This is a genomic window from Dermacoccus sp. 147Ba (assembly GCF_004151355.1).
In the GTDB taxonomy this organism is placed as follows: Bacteria; Actinomycetota; Actinomycetes; order Actinomycetales; family Dermatophilaceae; genus Dermacoccus; species Dermacoccus abyssi.
The window spans coordinates 492,452-513,255 of the sequence record NZ_SEHL01000001.1 but is presented as its reverse complement, the minus strand read 5'-3'; the positions used below and the strand labels follow the sequence as shown (position 1 = coordinate 513,255).

Here is a 20,804-nt window from a genome sequence, read left to right as displayed (position 1 = left end):
CGTGCCATCCCTGCGCCATTGCCTTAGGGGACTCCGCCTGAACAGTGTCAGGACTTACCGGGGGTCTTCAGACGAAAGGACCCAGATCTCCGTCTTCCAGACCTGCCAGCAGTGCGCGTCCGTCATCCTTCGAAGGACACCGCAAGGCCTCTCGAACGCGTGCGTAGGTACTGTCCTGAGCCAGCTGTGCCCTTAGTTGGTTGCGCTCGACATCGCCGAGCGCAATCGATGCGCTGAACGTGTCGCCGAAGTCTCCCTTAACTTCTTCGAAGGCAGCGGCCCAACGCTCTCGCATCTCGTGGTCCAAGGTGCCCTCGGGGTCGAAGTCCTCGAGCTCGATGGCGATCGCTACTCCCGCCCCGGGATACACGTCCCACGTCGCATCGACCCACGCCTGGACCATGCTCACCTCGTCCCCGGTGACGACGGACGCTACGTCGGAAACGTCCCCGCCATAGACGATCAGCCCCATGTCCGGTGCGATTCTGAAGAGCGAGGTGGAGCCGGCTCCGCTCATCATCCCCTCTTCGCTCCCCCAACGACACGACGCGAGTCCCGGCGCAACTGGGTCGCCATACTCCACGAGGAATACCGCCTGCTGGCCCTCCGAGTTCATGAAGCAGACCCGGCGCTTGTTGACGGTCACATAGCGCACGCTGTCCTGCTCGTAGTTCTCGAGGTCATCGTCGTCTTCGAACTTCGCGACCTTGAAGGTCCAGTCGTGGTCTTCCGGCTCCCCATCGTCGACCACCTCGAGCTGGCTCAGAACCTCGCTCGCCCCCGGGTGCTTGATCTCGACAACTCGATCGCTGTAGAGCCGGAACTCGTCGTCTCGGTGCGAGGCCGTCGGGGACTTTGCCCACACCAGCCCGTCAAACGTCCACTCAACAGTTGTTCCGTCCGTTGCGTGCTCCCACAGGAACGCCCGACCGTCTGCGACCCGATGCACCGTCCACTGCTTGCACTTCTTCCGGTCAAACTCCTCGGGGAGCATGAATTTTCCCTGTTTGCGTGCACCCATGTTGAATCCTCGATCTGAGTTGTCCGAGTGGCGCCCGGACCAGTCATCACATCTGCGAGAAGTAGACCAGACACCTGCCGAGAGATCTCGTGATTCGTCGGGACCAGGTCACTCCGGCCGACATTCTCGGATACCCGCAATTCGGGCGTCATCATCGCCAGGGCAGGGCACGCGCTCCCGCGTACGCGACAACCCGACTCAGCCGACCGCAAGCCGGAGCGACTGCCGCGGATCCGACATAGACTCCTGAGATCGTGCCAGCGGAGGCGCGCTGCCCAGGGGGACCCAATGAGAAAGACTTACCTTGCTCTAGCCGGTGCAACACTGCTGAGTGTTTCTGCGTGTAGCTCGGGCGGTGACGCAACCAACGCCGCCACGACAAGTGGAACAACCCAAGCCACGAGCTCATCGACGAGTTCGACGTCGTCAACCTCCACGTCGACAACGACAACGTCATCGTCGAGCTCGACATCGTCCACGACATCCAGCAGCACGAGTTCATCGTCGGCCATGCCAGCGGGCGCGTGCACAGCCAACTCGATCAACAAGGCTCTCGCGCGACAAGGGCTGACCGACGGCCAGGGCAATGTGGCCCAATTCGGCCCTAACGTGCCCATGGATTGCAGCGGCGGGTGGTTCTCGGAGAACCCGTACCAGGTGGGCGACACGGCCGTGATCATGCGATGGAGCGGCGGGCAATGGCACCTCGTCACATCGTCCAGCATGTCCATGTGCAAGTCGCAGCTTGTGGCCGATGGTGCTCCCCAGGGCCTCGTGAAACGGCTGAGTTCGCCTGACTATCCGATCCTCGGCGACACCTGCGGAATACCGGAAAAAGCCTCGCCATACGCCGACCGGGCGAGCAGTTCCACCAGTTCCGAGTCAGTCGCCGACACCACGTGCAGGGCGGTGTCTCCACACGACCCTGCCGCATCCCTCCGGACGACACTCAGCGGGCTGACCTGTGCGGAAGCCAAGCGCGTGAGCGCCACGTATTGGGCCAAGCCTGTGACGCTCGACAACGGCAACAGCAACAATCAGAGGTTCGACGGATGGGAGTGCTACGCGCCCACCGCGGTCTCCAGTCAGGAGCAGAACATCGCCTGGACGTGTTCAGGTAATGGAAAGTCGTTCACCGTGCACAACTCTTGATCCTGAATTCGAGCTTTATCAGCGCGGCCCCACCCCTGCTACGCAGGGTTGGGGCCGCGCTGGGGTCCAGGCGTGTCGCAACACCCCCTCGTCAGCCCATGCGAGAGGATGACAGGTGCACTGTGCCCTCCCCTGGGCGTCCGCGACGTGAAGGATGATCGGTGGCCCGTTCGAAGAAGCCCGAGGTTCTCGACGACGACTTCGTCGAGAACATCATCGACATCGATGTCGAAGAGGAGATGCGCTCGGCGTTCCTCGAGTACTCCTACTCCGTCATCTACTCGCGCGCCCTGCCCGACGCACGCGACGGCCTCAAGCCGGTGCAACGCCGCATCCTGTTCTCCATGGATGAGCTAGGCCTCATGCCGACGAAGAACCACGTCAAGTCCTCCCGCGTCGTCGGCGAGGTCATGGGTAAGTACCACCCGCACGGCGACTCGGCCATCTACGACACCCTCGTGCGCATGGCGCAGGACTTCACGATGCGCCTGCCGCTCGTCGACGGCCACGGCAACTTCGGCTCCCTCGACCAGGGCCCCGCCGCCTCCCGTTACACCGAGGCCCGCCTCGCGCCGGCCGCCCTGACGCTCACCGAGAGCCTCGACGAGAACACCGTCGATTTCGTCCCCAACTACGACGACTCCCTGCAGCAGCCGTCCGTCCTGCCGGCCGCGTTCCCCAACCTGCTCGTCAACGGCGCCAGCGGCATCGCCGTCGGCATGGCCACCAACATGCCGCCGCACAACCTCGGCGAAGTCGTCCAGGCCGCCGTCCACCTCATCAAGAATCCCGACTGCAGCCTCGACGACCTCATGCGCTTCGTCCCCGGCCCCGACCTGCCCATGGGCGGGCGCATCGTCGGCCTCGAGGGCGTGCGCGACGCCTACCTCTCCGGCCGCGGCTCCTTCCGCACCCGCGCGACCTGCAGCATCGAGAACGTCACGCCCCGCAAGAAGGGCATCGTCGTCACCGAACTGCCCTACATGGTCGGCCCCGAAAAAGTCATCGACCGCATGCGCGACCTCGTGAGCAGCAAGAAGCTGCAAGGCATCTCCGACGTCAAGGACCTCTCGGACCGCCACCACGGCCTGCGCCTCGTCATCGAACTCAAGAACGGCTTCAACCCCGACGCCGTGCTCGAACAGCTCTACAAGCTCACGCCGATGGAGGAATCCTTCGGCATCAACAACGTCGCCCTCGTCGACGGCCAGCCGCGCACCCTCGGCCTCAAGGACCTCCTGCGCGTCTACACCGACTTCCGCGTCGACGTCGTGCGCCGCCGCACCGCCTACCGCCTCGGCAAGAAGGAAGACCGCCTCCACCTCGTCGACGGTCTGCTCATCGCGATCCTCGACATCGACGAGGTCATCCAGATCATCCGCTCGTCCGACGACTCAGGCATTGCGCGCGAACGCCTCATGAAGGTGTTCGACCTCTCCGAGGCGCAGGCCACCTACATCCTCGACCTGCAGCTGCGCCGCCTGACGAAGTTCTCCCGCCTCGAGCTGGAGAAGGAAGCCGAAGAGCTGCGCAAGGAGATCGAGAAGCTGCGCGCGATCCTCGCCGACGTCAAGCTCCTGCACAAGGTCGTCTGCGACGAACTGCTCGCCATCGCCAAGGAGCACGGCACGCCGCGCCGCACCGTGCTGCTCGAGGCCTCCGGCGAAACGAAGACCGCCAAGAGCGCTACCCCGCTCGAGATCGCCGACGACCCGTGCTGGGTGCTCCTTTCCTCCACCGGCCTCGTCGCGCGGACGACGAACGCCGACCCGCTTGGCACCGACGGCAACCGCCGCAAGCACGACGCCATCGTCGCCGCCGCGCGCACGAGCGCCCGCGGTGAGTTCGGCGTCGTCACCTCGACCGGACGTCTCTTCTGCGTCTCCGCGCTCGAACTGCCGCACCTCGTCGACACCCACGAAGCACCCGTGCTCGACGGCGGCGCACCGCTCGCCGCGTTCGTCGACCTCGCGCCCGGCGAGAAGGTCCTCACCGTGACGTCGCTGCGCACCGACTCCCCCGGCCTCGCGCTCGGCACGGCCGCCGGCGTCGTCAAGCGCGTCAACCCGGACTACGCGAACAAACCGATCATGGAAGTGATCACGCTCAAGGGTGACGACGTCGTCGTCGGCGCCGTAGAGCTGCAGACCGGCACCGAAGAACTCGTCTTCGTCACCAACGAAGGGCAGCTGTTGCACTTCAACGCCGACGGCGTGCGCCCGCAAGGCCGCACCGGCGGCGGCGTCGCCGGCATCAAGCTCGGCAAGGGCGCCCACGTCATCCACTTCGGTAGCGTCTCGCACGACGGCATCGTCGTCACCGGCGCCGGCCACCCGAGCTCGCCGGACGGTGAGATCACCTCACTCAAGGTCGCGCCGTTCGCCGAGTTCCCGGCCAAGGGCCGCGCGACGGCCGGCGTGCGCGCGCACCGCTTCTTGCGCGGCGAGAACCACCTGACGTTCGCGTGGGTCGGCTCCGCGCCGGCACGTGCCGCCGACGCGACGGGCAAGGTGATTACCCTGCCCCCGGCCGACGGCAAGCGCGACGGCTCGGGCGACACCGCTCCCGGCCAGATCGCGGCCATCGGCACCACGGCGCCGTACACCGACGTTCCGGCCGACGCGTCGGCCAGCGAGGTGGCTGAGCAGACGCCCGTCAGCGCGGCCGAGGAGAGCGCCGAACGCACGTTGAGCCTGTTCGACGGCGACGACGCCTGACCCGTTCGGCCCGCTCTGTGAGTGTTGGCCCGGTCTGTGACCGGCGCGGCTCACAGGGCGGGCCAGCGGTCACATCCTGAGGCGTGGTGCCGGACGGGGGTGCGCGTCCCGATCCGGGTCGATGCCCACCTTCTCACTCGTCATGAGTAGGCCATCTGTCCTCCTGCCTCACCGTGCGCGAGTAGCTCTGCACTGCCCGACTAGGCTGAAGGCGTGACTCCATCGCTGTGCTCTGCCGACTGGGACGACTCCGCCTTACCCGCCTGGGGCAGCGCGAAAGACGCCCGGGTCATCGTCGTCGTGGAAGTGGGCGGTTCGTGGGGGCGAGACGCCGTTGCCGACGCCGGACTCAAGGCGCCTAAGGGCGCCACTCTGTACGTGGTGCGCTCCCCCGGTCGTCATGCCGAGACACCGGCACTGCAGCGCGTCATCGTGAGCGGTGGGTTCGACAACGAGCCGTGGCTTGTCACCGGAAAACTGAGTGCCCCAGGGGTTTCCACGTTCCTTTCGGGCGACGTTGTCGACGAATCCTGGTGGTCCAAGTTCGGGTTCGAGCGTTCCGACGAACCGGCGCTCCTCGTCTGCACCAACGGTGCTCGTGACACATGCTGCGCGGTTCGCGGCCGACCGGTCGCCCAGTCGGCCTACGCGGTTGAGCCGACCCGCACGTGGGAGGTGTCGCACATCGGCGGTCACCGCTTCGCGCCGACGGCGATCCATCTGCCGAGTGGGCAGACCTTCGGCCGCCTCACGGGCGACGACGCCGACACTCTGGCCCGCGCTGCCACAACTGACGCTCTCCCCGCCGAACTCTTCTCACGCGCCAAGCACCGCGGACGGGTGGATCTCTCCCCCGCCCAGCGCGTCGCCGAGACCTGGTGGCGCGAGCAGCACCCCGAGCTGCCGCTGACCCCACCCGTCGCAATCGGAGCAGCGACGAAGACCGACGGCGGCGAGAGCGTCGAGCTGCCCGACGGCACAACGCTGCTCGTCACCACGCACAAGGGCCCGGAGCTGCGCGATTCGTGCATCAAGAACCCCAAGCCGTCGCAGTACTACGAAGCTGCCCCCGAAACGCAGTGACGGGCCGGGCGCCCTTCGCGCCCGACCCGTCATTCGCTCACACGAGCGCAGCCATCACTTGCGTACGGTGCTGCTCGTCGAGCTCCAGATCGTCGTTCCACCCGCGTAGCTCACGCGGTAGTCGCGCGCTGCCTTCGAGGTGTAGGAGTACGTCAGGGCCCCCTTCGTCGCGGTCGCCTTCTTGAGCGTCTTCCACGTCGTCGTGCCCACCGGGCGGTACTGCAAGGTCGCGGTGGTCTGCCACGGAATGCGCTTCTGAACGGTCGTCGCGTACCGCGTGCCGGTCGACGTGAGCGTCACGCGGGAGCCGCTGCGCACCGCCTTGAGCGACGTCCACGAACCCAAGCGCACGGTGGTCGTCGGCGTGTTGGGGGTGAACTCGTTCCAGTTGTTCTGCTCCGTTGCCCACGCCTCACGCCAGGAGACGACACCCAGGGTGTGCCAGTCGTAAATGTCCCAGTAGTCCGACGTCACCGAATCGAAGAGGACACCATCCTCGGCTCCCTGCGACGTGTATCCGGTCCACGTCGCGAAGACGGACGATGCGTACGAGGTGCACGTTCCGGAGAGCGTGGTCTTGACCGCCTGGTACGGGCCGACAATGCGCACCTGCGCAGGAACGACGAGTCGGCAGCTACCGTTCGTCGCGGCCTGGGCACTGGGGCTGAAAGCCACCGTCGCAAGGGTGGCGAGGGCCGCGGTGCCGGCCAGGGTGGACATGCGTCGCATGATGGGTTGTCCTTCGGGGAGCAATGAATAGTCGGTTCGACATGAACCAACCTTCGAAGGTTACGGCACGCCACGGTGCCCGCCCACACGATTCGGCCGAACTCGCACGTCGTCCGCACCGGGTTGGTGGACCGGTGCCCCCTCCCCCCCACGTCACTCTGCTTTGGTAGCTCCGTGCAGTTCCGCAGGTGCGTTCTCGGGTGGCTGATCTGCACGCCCCGGCGGATGCTCGTCGTCCCCTTCGCCCTCCACCTCGCGGCGAGCGTCGCGCTCCGCCGCGCGGCGCGTCTCGTCGCTGATCTCGTAGCGACGCTTGTAGAGGTCGAGCAGCGCCATCGCCGTCGCGGCCATGGGCACACCGAGAATGCCGCCGGCGAGGCCGAACATCTGCGCGCCGAGCAGCGCCGACGCGAACGACACCGCCGGGTGGACGTCGACCGCCTTCGCGCTGATGTTCGGCTCGATCGTGATGTTCTCGATCTGCTGGTAGATGATCGCGAAGACGAGGATGACGAGGCCGTTGACCGGCTTGTCGCTCGTGAGGCCGACGAGCACGGGCAGCACGATCGAGATGTACGTGCCGATGTTCGGGATGAACTGCGCAATGAGGCCGGTCCACAGCCCGAGCGCCAGCCAGTACGGCATCCCGATGATCATCATGAACGTGCCGTGCACCGTCGCCGAGATCGTCGCAAGGATGCACCGCGCCGCGACGTAGCCGCCGACTTTCGTGACGAAGACCTCCCACACCGTCAGCACCACGCGCTGCTGCGACGGGGGGAACAGGCCCGCGATCCACGTGCGCAGGCGCGGCATTCCGGCCGAGATATAGCAGGTGAAGAACACGAGAACGAAGGTGTTGAACGCCGTCGAGACGATGCTCGTCACGAGCCCGAGCACGCCACCCGCGAGCTGCGATCCGTACGACGCGACCCGCTCCGGCGTCAGGGAGACCTTCGACAGCATCGTGTTGATGTCGTAGTCGGTGCCGAACCGCTCGTTCGCGTAGCGCACGAGGTCGGTGACGACGCCCGGCGCCGCCGTCACGAGCGCCTGGATCTCGGACACGAGCAGGCTGCCGAACGCGGCGAAGAAGCCGGCGATCGCTAGGCCGAGCGTGAGGACGACAACGCCCGTCGCCAGCGCACGCGGCATGTGCTTGGCCAGCCGACGGACGGCCGGCTCCATCGCGACGGCGAGGAAGAACGCCATGAGGATGGTGAAGATGGCCGAGCCGGCGGAGTTCGAGATGAACCCGAGCGCCGCGACGACGCCCAAGGCACCGAGCACCACCCACGTGGCCCGCCACACCGACCGCGGGTCAAGAGCGATCGTGAGGCGGGGTGAGCCCTTGTCGGGACGCCCGTCGGAACCGCTCGCTGACATGGTCGTTGCCCTCCCCCTCGTCACGCTGACGGGATGAGTGTTTCACGCCGCCGCGGCTAGGCTGACGCCATGGCCGAGCTTCACATCGCACAGGACGACCACGCCGACGAGATCATCTCCGAGCACCCGTTCGGGCTGCTCGTCGGCATGCTCCTCGACCAGCAGATCGCCATGGAGGTTGCCTTCGCCGGCCCCGGCAAGATCTACGACCGCTTCGGCACGCTGGACCCAACCGAAATCGCCGCGATCGACCCCGACGAGTTCATCGCGCAGTGCACGACTCCCCCGGCTATCCACCGCTACGGCAAGTCGATGGCCGAGCGTGTCCAGAAGCTCGCCGCGGCCGTCCGCGACGAGTACGACGGCGACACGACGAAGATCTGGGCCACCGACGACGCGAACGAACTCCTGAAGCGCCTCAAGAACCTGCCCGGTTACGGCGACCAGAAGGCGCGCATCTTCGCATCCCTGCTCGGCAAGCAGCTGGGCGTCCAGCCCGACGGCTGGCGCGAGGCCATCGGCCCCTACGCCGAAGAGGGTTCCTTCCGCTCCGTCGCCGACGTCGTCGACCCCGACTCGTTGCTCAAGGTCCGCGAGACCAAGCGCGAGATCAAGGCCGCCAAGAAGGCCGCCGCGAAGAAGGACTGACCGCCCTACTGGCTACGTTGTGCGCCGCTGGCCGCGGCATGCCGCAGCCGAATCCGCAGAACGTTCCCGCCTGACGGGCCCGCCCGTATTCATCGGGCGAGGACAGCGCACACGTCCCGCAGACGGCGTGCCTGCCTTGCGCACACCGACGGCGAACTGCACCGTCGTGCCCTTCTGCGCCGTCAACGTCACCTTCAACCCGGGCGCCGCCGACGTGACGGTGTCCAGAGTTCCGGGGTCACCGTCGCACTCGTACGTGCGCGGGAACGTCTGCTCGATCATGGCGCCCTCGATCGCCTCCGAGTACGACGCGGTCGCCACCAGCCCACCGCCGGTGCACGCAACCACCACTTCCATGGGTCCACCCGCCACGTCGGGGAAGTCGAGGCTCTTCCCCTCCGACGCTGTGCCCTTCTCGATCGTGCGGAAGCCCTGCGGGTGGCCCAACACGTTCTCCCGCAGCCCCGACGCCCCGGCCGCCGGCTTCGCCTGAGCGTCGTCGCCGAGCACGACCGGCTTGGGGCGTCGTGTACTCCGGGTGGTCCTGATCGCGCGCCCACTCGTCCATCGAGCAGCCCGAAAGCAGCGCGGCCACGAGCGCGTTCGTCACCGTTGCAGTAACGCGAAATGAGCGGAGGGTCGCCATGAGATCTCGTTCTTCCTGGCGGCAGGCCGCACGGTGTCCGGCGGACAGCCGAATCACTTCAACGTAACGGCGTCACACGATTCGAGGAAGAGTTGCCACCCGAGCAATTCGGTGACAAAAACAGGTGTGACGAATCCGTCAGCCGCGCAACCACACGGCCAACCCGGCGCATCCGCACGCCCAGAGCACGCTGACGAACGTGCCGATGATGAAACGTTCCGCCACCGCCGACTTCTCACCGCTGCGCAGCTCCGGGTAGCGCCCGAGACCCTTCACGGCCAGGACGATGGCGATGGCCTCCGGCCAGTTCGCGACCAGACCCGCGAAGATCGCCAACCGTTCGAGCGCCCCGATCCATGCGCCGCCCCGCAGGATGCTCCCGGCCTGCTCGACGCCACCCGTCGCCTTGCCCGACCCAGGTTTCGGTGTCTCGGCGTTCGGCTCGGAAGGCGCCGGTAGCTGTTCGTGATCGCGCCGGCCGTCGACGAAGCGGAAGACCAGCTGCGTGACGAATCCGCCCGCCACGACAGCGAGCACACCGAAGAGCGCGACCACCAACACCGCCCGTTCGTTCATGACCTGAACGCTAACGCCCGGTACCGACAACCGGGCGAGATCAGCCCAAAGCAGCCGTCAGCGCGCGCACCGCGAGCGCCTCTCCCGCGTCGGCTTCGACGACGGCCGCGGTGCTCACTCGCTGGCTGACGGCGGACGCCGTCACGCCGAGGCGAGCCGCGACCTCCTGACGCGACAGGCCCTCGGCGACGAGGTCGGCGACCTCCCACCCGGCCGCGGTGCGGCGTCGCCAGACGAAGGCCAGCAGGTCGAGGGCGGCGCGTACGTCGTCGGCAGCGGCGCTGGCCTCGGCTCCCCCGACACGCGTCACGACGGCGAGATCCTGCGCGCCGCCCCGTGATTCGTTAACGGCGGCCCGGGCCGCGACGAACGCGGGCCCGTTCGCGGCGCGAACGTCGTCCGGCACCGGGGTGTCGACGGCCCCGATGCCAAGACCGACCCGCCACCCGCCCTCGCGGACGAAGAGACGCACGGCGCTCACGGCATCGGCCGGGTCGGCGATGAGTGCCTGGACTTCGTCACCCGCCGTGCGCGCGAAGGCACGGGACCTACCGCCGAGCGTCAGGGATTCGAGGGCTGTGAGCATGGCCGGAACACGGTCGCCCCGAGAACTGCTGCGGATCTGGTCTGCCGTGACGACGATCATCGCCCCACCGCTCGATTTAGTCATACGCCTAAAGTAGCAGCGATTAAGCCTCTGGCCTAACTCTTTGCGGCTTCAGTCGACAGCCTGTACCGACGGAACGATGGCACGAGCACGGCGATCGCCACCACGGAGACGAGCACGAGGACACCACCGATCCACGCTGCCCGACCGGCCCCGAACGCCTCGGCGCCCGCCCCGTGGACGACATCGGCGATGCGCGGCCCACCCGCGACGACGACGAGGAAGACGCCCTGCAGGCGACCGCGCACCGCGTCGGTGGCCGCCGTTTGCAGCATCGACGTGCGGAACGCCGCCGAGACCATGTCCGCCGCGCCGCCGACGACGAGGGCGCCGAACGCGATCCAGAACAGGACGTCGAGCCGTCCGTTCGCGAGCGCCACCGCTCCACCGAAGACGACGACCGCCCCGCCCCACACGGCGACGGCGGCGAGCACTGCGACGCCGTGACGCTGGACGCGCGAGACCCAGCCAGAGAACACGCCGCCGAGCACAGCGCCGACCGGAATGGCCGCGAACAACCACGCGAACGCGAACCCGCCCTCGCTCGGCCCGCCGAACGACTCGTGTGCGATCTGCGGGAACTCCGCGCGCGGCATACCGAAGATCATCGCGGCGAGATCGACGACGAAGCTCGCCATGAGCACGGGATGGCGTGAGAGGTACCGCAGCCCGTCGACCACGGACTTGAAGCCGGCCACCGTCACCTCGCCGAGCGGACGCATCGCCGGCAGGTTGATGACGGCCCACATCGTGGCGAGCAGGCACAGCGTGTCGGCGGCGTACATCCACGAGAACCCGAGCACCGGAATGAGCGTTCCGGCGACGAGCGGCCCGGCGATGCCGCCCGCCATCGCCACCGTCATGAGGAGCGAGTTGGCCGCCGGCAGGAGCTCGGGCGGCAACAGCCGCGGCAGAGAACTCTGCAGCGCCGGCTGGTGGAGCGCGAAGAAGATCTGCTGCACCGCGAACAGGCTGAGCAACAGCCACACGTTGATGCCACCCACGGCGGCCTGCCCCCAGAACAGCGCGCTCGTCACGATGAGCCCGGTCGTCGTGAACATCAGGATGCGACGACGGTCGTGGGCGTCGGCGAGCGAGCCTCCGTACAGGCCGAAGACGATGAGCGGCACGAGACCGAACAGGCCCGTCAGACCGACATAGCTCGAATCACGCGTCTGCGCGTAGATCTGCGCGGGCACCGACACGATCGTCAGCTGCGCGCCGATGACCGTGACGATGTCGGCCAGCCACAACCGCCGAAAGGCGGGAACCTTGAGCGGGCGCGTGTCCGCGAGAACGCTTCGGGCACGCGCGAGCCTGCTCGCGGTCATGCGTCGATGCGCTCCATGTCGAGCTGGTGAGCCGACGAAATGATGAAGTCCTTGCGGGGCGCGACGTCGCTGCCCATGAGCAGGTCGAACACCTGCTCGGCCGCCTCGGCGTCGGCGAGCGTCACGCGACGCAGCGTGCGGTGACGCGGATCCATCGTCGTCTCCGCGAGCTGGTCGGCGTCCATCTCACCGAGACCCTTGTAACGCTGCGGCTGCTTGAACGTGCGGCCCTTCTTCTCCCACGCGCTGACGACCGAACGCATCTCGGCCTCGGAGTAGGTGTAGATGACCTCGCCCTTGGCGCGGCCGCTCGCGTTGAGCTCGAGACGGTGCAGCGGCGGCATGGCCGCGTACACCCGACCGGCCGCGACGAGCGGGCGCATGTAGCGGAAGAACAGCGTGAGCAGCAGCGTGCGGATGTGGGCGCCGTCGACGTCGGCGTCCGTCATGAGGATGATTTTGCCGTAGCGCACCATGTCGAGATCGAAGCTGCGCCCCGAGCCGCCACCGATGACCTGGATGATCGAGGCGCACTCGGCGTTCTTCAGCATGTCGCCTACCGACGCCTTCTGGACGTTGAGAATCTTGCCGCGGATCGGCAGCAGCGCCTGGTACTCCGAGTTGCGCGCCGCCATGCCGGTGCCGAGCGCCGAGTCACCCTCGACGATGAACAGCTCCGATTTCTCGCCGTCGGTGGAGCGGCAGTCCTTGAGCTTGCCCGGCAGGCTCGAGCTCTCCAGCGCCGTCTTACGCCGCTGCGTCTCCTTGTGCTGACGCGCACTGATGCGCGACTTCATCTCGGCGACGACCTTCTCCAGCAGGAGCGCCGACTGCGCCTTCTCGTCGCGCTTCGTCGACGTCAGGTGCGCCGTGAGCTCCTTCTCGACGACCTTCGCGACGATGGCGCGCACGGCGTTCGTGCCGAGCACCTCCTTCGTCTGGCCCTCGAACTGCGGCTCCGCCAGACGCACGGTGACGACGGCCGTGAGGCCGGCGAGAACGTCGTCCTTCTCGACCTTGTCGTTACCGACCTTGAGCTTGCGCGCGTTGACCTCGAGCTGCTTCTTGAAGACCTTCATGAGGGCCTGCTCGAAGCCGGTGTTGTGCGTGCCGCCCTTCGGCGTCGCGATGATGTTGACGAAGGAACGCACCTTCGTCTCGTACCCCGTGCCCCAGCGCAGCGCGATGTCGACGCCGCACTCACGCTCGACGTCCTGGCTCGTCATGTGCCCGCTCTTCTCGTCGAGGACGGGCACCGTCTCGGTGAAGTGACCGCTGCCCTGCAAGCGCCACACGTCGGTGACGGCCGCGTCGGCGGCGAGGTAGTCGGTGAACTCGCTGATGCCGCCGTCGTGGAAGAAGACCTCCTCGTGGGGGCCGTCGGCGCCCGGCGTCTCGGGCAGGCCGCGCTCGTCACGGATGACGAGGGTGAGGCCCGGCACGAGGAAGCTCGTCTGACGAGCACGCCCGATGAGCTGCTCGTAGTCGAACTGGGCGCTCTTGAGGAAGATGCTCGTGTCGGCCCAGTAGCGCACGCGCGAACCGGTGACGCCGCGCTTGGCCTTGCCGACGACCTTGAGTTCGCTGCCCGACTCGAACGGGCTGAACGGGTTGAGCGGGCTCTTGCCGTCGGCGTCGTCGAAGACGCCGGGCTCACCGCGGCGGAAACTCATGCCGTACGTCTTGCTCGCACGGTCGACCTCGACGTCGAGACGAGCGCTCAGCGCGTTGACGACCGACGCGCCGACACCGTGCAGACCACCCGACGCGTTGTACGAACCGCCGCCGAACTTACCGCCGGCGTGCAGCTTCGTGAAGACAACCTCGACACCCGACAGGCCTGTGCGCGGCTCCACGTCCACAGGGATGCCGCGGCCGTTGTCGCGCACCTCGACGGAGCCGTCGGGCATGAGGATGACCTCGATGTGGTCGCAGTAGCCGCCGAGCGCCTCGTCGACCGAGTTGTCGATGATCTCCCACAGGCAGTGCATGAGACCGCGCCCGTCGGTGGAACCGATGTACATGCCCGGGCGCTTGCGTACGGCCTCGAGCCCCTCGAGCACCTGGAGGTGACGAGCGGTGTAGGTCTGGTTCTCTCCTTGCGACACCTGGGAATCTCCTTGAAGTTCGCGGGGGGCGCCGCAGACGGCGCACCCGTCACCGTACCTGAGAATCCGCGGGTTTCCGGGCCGCCACGCGGTGATCCGACGCTCACTGCGCGCCTGCGACGTCGACCGAATCACAACGATGTGGCTCAGGAGTCGGAATTGGGCTTCTCGGGAATGTCCGCCCGTGACAGACTGTTGTCGATTCCGAGAAACGATGCTTCGGGCATCGTTCGTAGGACGCCGCTGGTGCCCTTTCAGGGCATCCCGACGAGAGGATCGATATGACCACGACGATGGAACACACGATGACGGCTGCTGACCGCTGCGATCGCTGCGGAGCCCAGGCCTTCATCAAGGCGGTCATGTCGGGTGGACTCGAACTGCGCTTCTGCGGCCACCACGGCCGCGAGCACCTCGACAAGCTCAAGGAGGTCGCCGTCGAGGTCATCGACGAGACGCCCCGCCTGAGCGAAGAGGTCTGAGCAGCACACTCCCGCTGACGCCGAACGGCCCCGGTCACCCGCCAAGGGTGCCGGGGCCGTTCGCGTGCCTGCACGCGGCGGGCGTTCTTACTGGTTCGGCTCCCGGCTCTGCTGAGGGATGATGGGCCCATGGAACTGACGACGACGATCATCGCCGCACTCGTCATGGCGGTCGGCATCGCCGGTCTCATCGTGCCCGCGCTGCCCGGCCTTCTGCTCGTGCTGGGCGGGGTGCTCATCTGGGCGCTCGGCAACTCCGGCCCCACCGCGTGGACGGTGTTCGGCATCGCGTGCGTCCTCGCTGCGATCGGCTACGTCGTCCAGTACGTCGTGCCGGGCCGCCACCTCGGCCGGGCCGGCATCCCGAAGCGCAGCAGCCTCGTCGGAGTGATCTTCGGCGTCATCGGCTTCTTCGTCATTCCGGTGATCGGCCTGCTCGTCGGCTTCGTGCTCGGCGTTTTCGTGGCCGAGATGGCCCGTCAGCGCCGCACGGACGAGGCGTGGCGCTCGACGAAGGTGGCCGTCAAGGCTGCCCTCATGTCGGTGGGAATCGAACTGCTCGCGGCGCTGATCATTGCCGTCGGATGGGCCTGCGTGGCCATTCCGATGGCTCTGTGACTGGCCTGTGACGAGGCGTCCCTACCAGCCCTGGCTCTCGCGGCGACGACGATCCCAGCGCTCCTCAAGACGCTGCATGAAGCCGCTGTTGCTCGCGCCACGAGCGGGCTTCGCCTTGGACTTGGCCGAGCCCGGGAATCCACCCTGGACGCTCGGGAAGCCACGGCCGGCACCGCCCGAGCCGCCGGCGCGCTGCGCCGACGAGGAACCGACGACGTGCAGGTCAGGACGCTGGTCGGCATCCGTACCCACCGCGTAGGTGACGCCGAAGACCATGCCGAGGAAACCGATGGCGCCCAGCCAGGTCTGACGGGTGGTGACGGCGAGAACGACGAGCGCGAGACCCGCCGCGAGGGCAAGCACACCGAGCAGGACACGACGGCGACGTCGTGCGCGGTTCGGGTCGGAAACCATGGTCGACGCGAACTTCGGGTCCTCGGCGGAAAGCTGCGCCTCCAACTCTTCGAGAGCGCGCCGTTCCTGTTCTGACAACGGCATGGGAGCCTCCGGTTCGACACTCGCGGCGCATGGTGCGCCACGCATGGTGTGCTGGCATTGTCTCGTTCATTTGTAGCACTTCGGGACGTTACGCGTGGCCACCCGCGAGGGGGCGAAGAACCGACCGCTCATCCCACGAGACTCGCCGGTCTCACGATGCCCGCGCCGAACCGCGCGCTGGCGCGGTCGACGGCGCGATCGGCCTCCTGCCAACCGAACTCGCGCTCCCCCAGCTTTCCCTGCCGGGAGGTCAGCCGTCGGTCGGTGAGCCCCTGCACCCGCACCCCGACGAGGCGGATGCGGGCCCGCTGCAGCCCGAGGGCGTCGAAGAGCTGGGCGGCCACGGCGTAAACCTCCCGGCTGACGTCGGTGTGCTCGCTCAACGTGCGCGACCGCGTGATCGTCGTGAAATCGGAGAAGCGCACCTTGAGCACCACCGTGCGTCCGGCCACCTCGGCCGAACGCATACGCGCCGCGACGCGGTCGCTCAGCTTGAGCAGGTGCCGCTTGATGAGCACAGGATCGTCGAGATCCTCACCGAACGTCTCGTCCGAACCGATGCTGCGCTCCGGCTCGTGCGGCACGACCCGACGTTCGTCGTGACCCCACGCGAGGCGGTGCAACGTCATGCCGCTCGCCTGCCCGAGGGAACGCACGAGCGTTCGCTGCGGCAGGTGCGCGATGTCGCCGACGGTGCGCAACCCCAACGTGTGCAGCTTCTCCTGCGTCGAGGCACCCACGCCCCACAGCGCCTCCACCGGCAGCGGGTGGAGGAAGTCGAGCACCTCATCCTGACGCACGAGACGCAGCCCGTCCGGCTTCGCACTCGTCGAGGCCAACTTCGCGACGAACTTCATCGGCGCCACCCCGACCGAACACGTGATGCCCTGCTCGTCGGCGACGGCGTCACGCAACTCGTGCCCGAGCGCCGCCGCAGACTCCGGCCCGTTGCAGACGCCGCCAACGTCGAGGAACGCCTCGTCGAGCGAGATCGGTTCCACGAGCGGCGTGACCTGCGAGAACAGGTGCATGATCGAGCCCGAGATCTGCGTGTAGAGGTCGTAGTCGGGCGCGAGGACGACGGCGTCGGGGCACAACCTGCGCGCACGCCCCATCGGCATACCCGAACTCACCCCGCTGCGCCTGGCCTCGTAGGTGGCCGAGAGCACCACGCCCCGCCCGGCGCCGCCGACGATGACGGGCTGACCGAACAGATCGGGGCGCTCGATGAGGGACGCCGACGCGTAGAAGGCGTCCATGTCGATGTGCAGGATCATCTGCCCCACCCTCCTGAACTTCCGGGGCTCGCGTGCCACAGCGACCGCGGAGCCTCACCCTGACCGGGAAGCTGCGCGCGACCTCCCGAGACCGTCTCGCCGGCCGGTTTGATGTCGGCGTACGGCGACTGTTTGAACCCTGAGGAGTGCACGAGCATCCGACGTCCGCGAGCGCCGCCGACACCTTCTGCCTCCGGTGGGGCGACGCTGACGAGGCTGCTCACGCCGTCAGCGCCCGCCTCGCTCCACGCCTGCCACACCGCCGTGAGATCCCACGCGCCGGTGGCCCGGATGGAGACACCGTGTGGGCCGGTACGCCGCACGACACCGCGCACGAGGAGCATCCACGAGTGGAAGACGGTGTCGGCGTACGGGCCCTGGACGTCTTCGAAGAACGTGGCGTCGGCGGGGCCGGTGCCGTCGTCGAGCGTGAGGAAGATGACGCGGCGCCCCGAACGCACCGGCGGGGTCTGCGTGGCCACCTTGATGCCCGCGCACCACACCTCCTGCCCACCCCGCAGGTTCACGAGATCGGACGCAGCGCTGAGGCCCAGGTGACGCAGCATCGGCGCGTAGAACTCCATGACGTGACCGCTGACGTCGAGACCGAGGATGTCGAGCTCGGCACGCACCTTCTCCGCCGGCGTGAACTCGGGCAGGCCCGAACCCTCACCGTCGACGGCTCCGTCGACGAGGTCGAGGACGAGTTGAGCACCCACCGGATCCTTCGCCCCGGGGCGGCGCCCCTGCGCCTGCGCACGGGCGGCTTCCACCGGGTCGAACGTGAAGAGCCCCGCCTCCCCTGGCGCTTCGCCGGCACCTGGGCTCGACGCACTCCTCTCGTCTACGTTGCTCGACGACGGCTTGGTCACGAGCACCTTCTGCCCGCGCGGACTCCCCCGCGATGTACCGCGCAGGTGCCAGCGCTCGAGATCTTCCAGTTCGAGCAGGAGGTCGCGTCGGGTGAGAGCGCCTCGCCCTGTGCGAGCACCGAAGCCGTACAGGCTGTCGAAGGCGCCGACGAGAACGAGACGTTCGACGCTCGTTCGCGTCAGGCCGGCCCGGTTCCACACGTCGCTCAAGCTCGAGTAGGGCTGCGCCGCGACGAGAGTTTCGATCTCCCGCTCGCTCATGCCCTTGACGTCGGCGAATCCGATGCGCAGACCGAGTTTTTCGGAAGCCCCCGCGCTCGGGTCCGATTCGTCGGAGCTCGGGCCGTCGGGGAGACCGACCGAAGCACCAGCATCGTTGTCACTGCCCTCCTCGGCGCTGCCGCTCACCCGCTCCACCCGGTACTCGCCCCGCGAGGCGTTGATGTCAACACCGAGCACGGGCACACCGAACGTGCGAGCGTCGGCGAGGATGAGCCGCTTGGGGTACATGCCCGGGTCGTGCGTGAGCACACCCGCGACGAACGCCGCGAGGTGATGGGTCTTCAACCACGCCGACTGGTAGGTGGGCAGCGCGAACGCTGCCGCGTGAGCCTTGCAGAAACCGAAGGACGCGAAAGCCGCGAGCACCGCCCAGATGCGTTCCCGCTCGCCGCGCGTGTACCCGCGGGCCTTGGCCGCAGCACGCCACCACTCCCCGATCTTCTCCTGCCCTGTGGGCGAGCCCATCGCCCGACGCACCTCGTCGGCTTGGGCGAGCGTCACACCCGTCGTCTCGGCAACGATGCGCAGCACCTGCTCGTGGAAGACCACGACGCCGACCGTCTCCTCCAGCGCCGGCCGCAGGCTCTCGTGGAGGTACCCCGGTTCGCCCCAACCCTGACGCACCCGCAGGAACGGGTTGATCATGTCGCTCTTGACCGGGCCGGGGCGGAACAGCGAGATGTCGATGATGAGGTCTTCGAAGGCCTCGGGAGCGAACTTGCCGATGAGTTCACGCTGCCCGGGCGACTCGATCTGGAAGCACCCCAGCGTGCGCGTCGAGCGGATGAGATCGAACGTCGCCTCGTCGTCGAACGGGACGCACGTCTCGTCGTCGAGGTCGACGACGACGCCTTCGACCCGCTCGATCTCGGCCACGGCATGCGCCATCGCCGACTGCATTCGGATACCGAGCACGTCGAGCTTGAGCAGCCCGAGGGTCTCGACGTCGTCCTTGTCGAACTGGCTCATCGGGAAACCGAGCCAGCTCGCCTCCATCGGCGTGCGATGGCCGAGTTGCGCGTTCGACAACACGACGCCGCACGGGTGCAGCGCGACGTGCCGCGGCAGACCGTCGAGTCGCTCGACGAGGTCGAACAGTCGCTCCAACTCGCTCGAGGCGAGACCGCGAGCCCGCAGCTCCGGCAGCTCCTCGATGGCCTGGCGCGCATTGCGCGCGGCGATGTGCGGAAAGGCCTTCGCGATGACGTCGACGTCGGCCGGCGGCATACCGAGCGCAGCGCCGGCGTCACGGATGGCGTGACGCACCCGGTAGGTCTCCGCCATCGACACACACGTGACCCGCTCGCCGCCGAAGCGCTCCATGATGCGTTCGTACATCTCGGTGCGCCGCGCCGATTCCACGTCGATGTCGATGTCGGGCAGTGACGCCCGAAGCGGCGTGCAGAAGCGTTCCATGAGCAGGCGGTGCCGGATCGGGTCGACCCCGCTGATGCCCAGCAGGTAGTTGATGAGGCTGCCCGCGCCCGAACCGCGAGCAGCGACGCGCACATCGGCGTCACGGATGAGATCGCACACGATGGCCACCGTGAGGAAGTAGGTCGGGTAGCCGAGGTGGCGCACGACCTCGAGTTCGTCGTCGAGTCGCTCTTCGACGGCGGCGTACTCGGTTGCCGAGAGGTGGCCGTAGCGAGCGGGCAGCGCGGCGCGGCAGCGCTCGGCCAGAGCGCGCTGGGGGTCGACGCCGTCCAGGTCGAGCACCTCCGGTTCCGGAAGATGAACTGCACCGATGCCGATGTCGTGGAACGGATGCTGCACGCAGAGCTCGGCCAACCGTGACGTCGCGCCGACGAGTTCGAGGGCCGCACTCTCGTCGCCCGCAGCCTGCGCGAGTTCACGTGCGATCTCGAGCATCTCGCTCTCGGGGAGCAGATGCCCTCGCGTGCTCGTGCGGTCGAGGTGCCGCAGGTCGAGCGCCACCATGCGCCGCGCCGCGTCGAGCAGATCGGCGGTGACGGCCTCGTCGGCGTCCGCGTGCCTCACCCAGCCGGTGAGCACCGCGGGCACACCGCACGCACGCGCCAGCGCCCACAGGTCGAGCGCGTGCCGCCTGCTGGCCGGCGTGCCCGGCGCCCCGTCGTGACAGGCCACCTCGACTGCGAGCGCCCCGTGCGGCAGCGCAGCACGCCACTGCTTGAGCAGCTGCTCCGCCGCGGCAGGACGTTCGGCGAGCAGCGCCTGCCCGACGTCGGAGGCCGGGCCGAGCAGCACGGTGAGCGCCGGGGCGCTGTTACCCCTGCCCACCTCCTCGACAGTGACGAACCGCGCGATCCGTTCACGCGACGTGCGCGCGGCACTGCGCTCCCCGACAAGGTGAGCGTCCGTGACGAGACGGCACAGCTGCCCCCATCCGACGCCCTTGTCGAGCCCGCTCGCGGCGCCGCGGGCGAGAACGGTGACACGAGGCCCCCGGTCGTCGACGGCTGCCCCGCCCTTCGCCGGGGTGCGCCGCGGGCGGGACGAGTTGGCCGGCGTCGGTGGCTCGAGCGCCAGGTCGACGCCGACGACGGGGTCGATGTCGTGATCACGGCAGGCCTCGACGAACTTCACCACGCCGTAGAGACCGTCACGGTCGGTGAGCGCCAGACGCCCGTAGCCCAACTCGTGTGCGCGCTCGACGAGACGCTTCGGCGGTGTGGTGCCGTAGCGCAGCGAGAAGGACGACGCGACGTGCAGGTGGGTGAACTGCACCG

General features: G+C 67.9%; 18 protein-coding genes. 6 read left to right on the top strand and 12 right to left on the bottom strand.

The window, feature by feature from the left end; translation table 11 throughout:
• Positions 1-67: 67 nt before the first annotated feature.
• Both EVU97_RS02335 and EVU97_RS02330 read right to left on the bottom strand, forming a co-directional pair.
• On the bottom strand, positions 68-1,021 hold the full coding sequence (locus EVU97_RS02335; RefSeq protein WP_129663165.1) for a hypothetical protein: 954 nt from the start codon (positions 1,019-1,021) through the stop codon (positions 68-70).
• Between the two features lie 299 nt (positions 1,022-1,320).
• Positions 1,321-1,533, bottom strand: coding sequence for a hypothetical protein (locus EVU97_RS02330; protein WP_129663163.1), 213 nt, complete (start codon positions 1,531-1,533; stop codon positions 1,321-1,323).
• Here EVU97_RS02330 and EVU97_RS02325 point away from each other — a divergent pair.
• The 3 genes from EVU97_RS02325 to EVU97_RS02315 all read left to right on the top strand — a co-directional run bounded on the left by EVU97_RS02325 (position 1,532) and on the right by EVU97_RS02315 (position 5,973).
• The gene (locus EVU97_RS02325) at positions 1,532-2,173 is read left to right on the top strand and encodes a hypothetical protein (RefSeq protein ID WP_129663161.1); all 642 of its coding nucleotides are present in this window, start codon (positions 1,532-1,534) and stop codon (positions 2,171-2,173) included. The two genes, EVU97_RS02330 and EVU97_RS02325, sit on opposite strands and share 2 nt — an antisense overlap.
• 161 nt (positions 2,174-2,334) lie before the next feature.
• Positions 2,335-4,890 (top strand): DNA topoisomerase (ATP-hydrolyzing) subunit A, encoded by a 2,556-nt coding sequence (locus tag EVU97_RS02320; RefSeq protein ID WP_129663159.1) that lies wholly within the window; start codon positions 2,335-2,337, stop codon positions 4,888-4,890.
• A 213-nt stretch (positions 4,891-5,103) separates the two neighbouring features.
• Positions 5,104-5,973: a sucrase ferredoxin gene (locus tag EVU97_RS02315; RefSeq protein WP_129663158.1), complete on the top strand. Its 870-nt coding sequence runs from the start codon at positions 5,104-5,106 to the stop codon at positions 5,971-5,973.
• 54 nt (positions 5,974-6,027) lie between these two features.
• Here the strand turns inward: EVU97_RS02315 and EVU97_RS02310 are convergent, their stop codons facing one another.
• The gene (locus EVU97_RS02310; RefSeq protein WP_129663156.1) at positions 6,028-6,702 is read right to left on the bottom strand and encodes a hypothetical protein; all 675 of its coding nucleotides are present in this window, start codon (positions 6,700-6,702) and stop codon (positions 6,028-6,030) included.
• A gap of 153 nt (positions 6,703-6,855) precedes the next feature.
• Complete coding sequence (locus EVU97_RS02305) at positions 6,856-8,088, bottom strand: AI-2E family transporter (RefSeq protein ID WP_129663154.1); 1,233 nt, start codon at positions 8,086-8,088, stop codon at positions 6,856-6,858.
• A gap of 69 nt (positions 8,089-8,157) precedes the next feature.
• On the opposite strand from EVU97_RS02305, the gene EVU97_RS02300 reads away from it, so the two are divergent.
• Positions 8,158-8,736, top strand: coding sequence for an HhH-GPD-type base excision DNA repair protein (locus tag EVU97_RS02300; RefSeq protein WP_129663153.1), 579 nt, complete (start codon positions 8,158-8,160; stop codon positions 8,734-8,736).
• Between the two features lie 12 nt (positions 8,737-8,748).
• Here the strand turns inward: EVU97_RS02300 and EVU97_RS02295 are convergent, their stop codons facing one another.
• From EVU97_RS02295 to EVU97_RS02275, 5 genes are all read right to left on the bottom strand, one after another.
• Positions 8,749-9,246, bottom strand: a complete 498-nt coding sequence (locus tag EVU97_RS02295; RefSeq protein ID WP_129663151.1) for a hypothetical protein — start codon at positions 9,244-9,246, stop codon at positions 8,749-8,751.
• 274 nt (positions 9,247-9,520) lie between these two features.
• A complete protein-coding gene (locus EVU97_RS02290; RefSeq protein ID WP_225911213.1) occupies positions 9,521-9,958 on the bottom strand; it encodes a hypothetical protein in 438 nt (145 codons plus the stop codon).
• Positions 9,959-9,998: 40 nt separating this feature from the next.
• Positions 9,999-10,628 carry a SatD family protein gene (locus EVU97_RS02285; protein ID WP_129663149.1) on the bottom strand — a complete coding sequence of 210 codons (630 nt, stop codon included), beginning with the start codon at positions 10,626-10,628 and terminating at the stop codon, positions 9,999-10,001.
• Between the two features lie 32 nt (positions 10,629-10,660).
• Positions 10,661-11,956 carry an MFS transporter gene (locus tag EVU97_RS02280; protein ID WP_129663147.1) on the bottom strand — a complete coding sequence of 432 codons (1,296 nt, stop codon included), beginning with the start codon at positions 11,954-11,956 and terminating at the stop codon, positions 10,661-10,663.
• Positions 11,953-14,064 (bottom strand): type IIA DNA topoisomerase subunit B, encoded by a 2,112-nt coding sequence (locus EVU97_RS02275; RefSeq protein WP_129663145.1) that lies wholly within the window; start codon positions 14,062-14,064, stop codon positions 11,953-11,955. Before EVU97_RS02275 ends, EVU97_RS02280 begins: the two co-directional genes overlap by 4 nt.
• 281 nt (positions 14,065-14,345) lie before the next feature.
• Here EVU97_RS02275 and EVU97_RS02270 point away from each other — a divergent pair, with 281 nt between their 5' ends.
• Complete coding sequence (locus EVU97_RS02270) at positions 14,346-14,546, top strand: hypothetical protein (protein WP_082128775.1); 201 nt, start codon at positions 14,346-14,348, stop codon at positions 14,544-14,546.
• 129 nt (positions 14,547-14,675) lie between these two features.
• Positions 14,676-15,164 carry a DUF456 domain-containing protein gene (locus EVU97_RS02265; RefSeq protein ID WP_129663143.1) on the top strand — a complete coding sequence of 163 codons (489 nt, stop codon included), beginning with the start codon at positions 14,676-14,678 and terminating at the stop codon, positions 15,162-15,164.
• A gap of 21 nt (positions 15,165-15,185) precedes the next feature.
• Here the strand turns inward: EVU97_RS02265 and EVU97_RS02260 are convergent, their stop codons facing one another.
• From EVU97_RS02260 to EVU97_RS02250, 3 genes are all read right to left on the bottom strand, one after another.
• Positions 15,186-15,662 (bottom strand): DUF3040 domain-containing protein, encoded by a 477-nt coding sequence (locus tag EVU97_RS02260; protein ID WP_129663141.1) that lies wholly within the window; start codon positions 15,660-15,662, stop codon positions 15,186-15,188.
• 128 nt (positions 15,663-15,790) lie between these two features.
• Positions 15,791-16,939: a DNA polymerase IV gene (dinB, locus tag EVU97_RS02255; protein ID WP_129663139.1), complete on the bottom strand. Its 1,149-nt coding sequence runs from the start codon at positions 16,937-16,939 to the stop codon at positions 15,791-15,793.
• Positions 16,936-20,802: a DNA polymerase III subunit alpha gene (locus EVU97_RS02250; RefSeq protein WP_129663137.1), complete on the bottom strand. Its 3,867-nt coding sequence runs from the start codon at positions 20,800-20,802 to the stop codon at positions 16,936-16,938. The genes dinB and EVU97_RS02250 overlap by 4 nt, the downstream gene beginning before the upstream one ends.
• Positions 20,803-20,804 lie beyond the last annotated feature (2 nt).

Coding starts and splice junctions, on each gene's coding strand:
- EVU97_RS02305 (WP_129663154.1), bottom strand. CDS start 8,088: ATGTCAGCGAGCGGTTCCGACGGGCGTCCCGACAAGGGCTCACCCCGC.
- EVU97_RS02280 (WP_129663147.1), bottom strand. CDS start 11,956: ATGACCGCGAGCAGGCTCGCGCGTGCCCGAAGCGTTCTCGCGGACACG.
- EVU97_RS02260 (WP_129663141.1), bottom strand. CDS start 15,662: ATGCCGTTGTCAGAACAGGAACGGCGCGCTCTCGAAGAGTTGGAGGCG.
- EVU97_RS02290 (WP_225911213.1), bottom strand. CDS start 9,958: ATGAACGAACGGGCGGTGTTGGTGGTCGCGCTCTTCGGTGTGCTCGCT.
- EVU97_RS02330 (WP_129663163.1), bottom strand. CDS start 1,533: ATGGCCGACGATGAACTCGTGCTGCTGGATGTCGTGGACGATGTCGAG.
- EVU97_RS02270 (WP_082128775.1), top strand. CDS start 14,346: ATGACCACGACGATGGAACACACGATGACGGCTGCTGACCGCTGCGAT.
- dinB (WP_129663139.1), bottom strand. CDS start 16,939: ATGATCCTGCACATCGACATGGACGCCTTCTACGCGTCGGCGTCCCTC.
- EVU97_RS02335 (WP_129663165.1), bottom strand. CDS start 1,021: ATGGGTGCACGCAAACAGGGAAAATTCATGCTCCCCGAGGAGTTTGAC.
- EVU97_RS02310 (WP_129663156.1), bottom strand. CDS start 6,702: ATGCGACGCATGTCCACCCTGGCCGGCACCGCGGCCCTCGCCACCCTT.
- EVU97_RS02285 (WP_129663149.1), bottom strand. CDS start 10,628: ATGACTAAATCGAGCGGTGGGGCGATGATCGTCGTCACGGCAGACCAG.
- EVU97_RS02300 (WP_129663153.1), top strand. CDS start 8,158: ATGGCCGAGCTTCACATCGCACAGGACGACCACGCCGACGAGATCATC.
- EVU97_RS02265 (WP_129663143.1), top strand. CDS start 14,676: ATGGAACTGACGACGACGATCATCGCCGCACTCGTCATGGCGGTCGGC.
- EVU97_RS02325 (WP_129663161.1), top strand. CDS start 1,532: ATGCCAGCGGGCGCGTGCACAGCCAACTCGATCAACAAGGCTCTCGCG.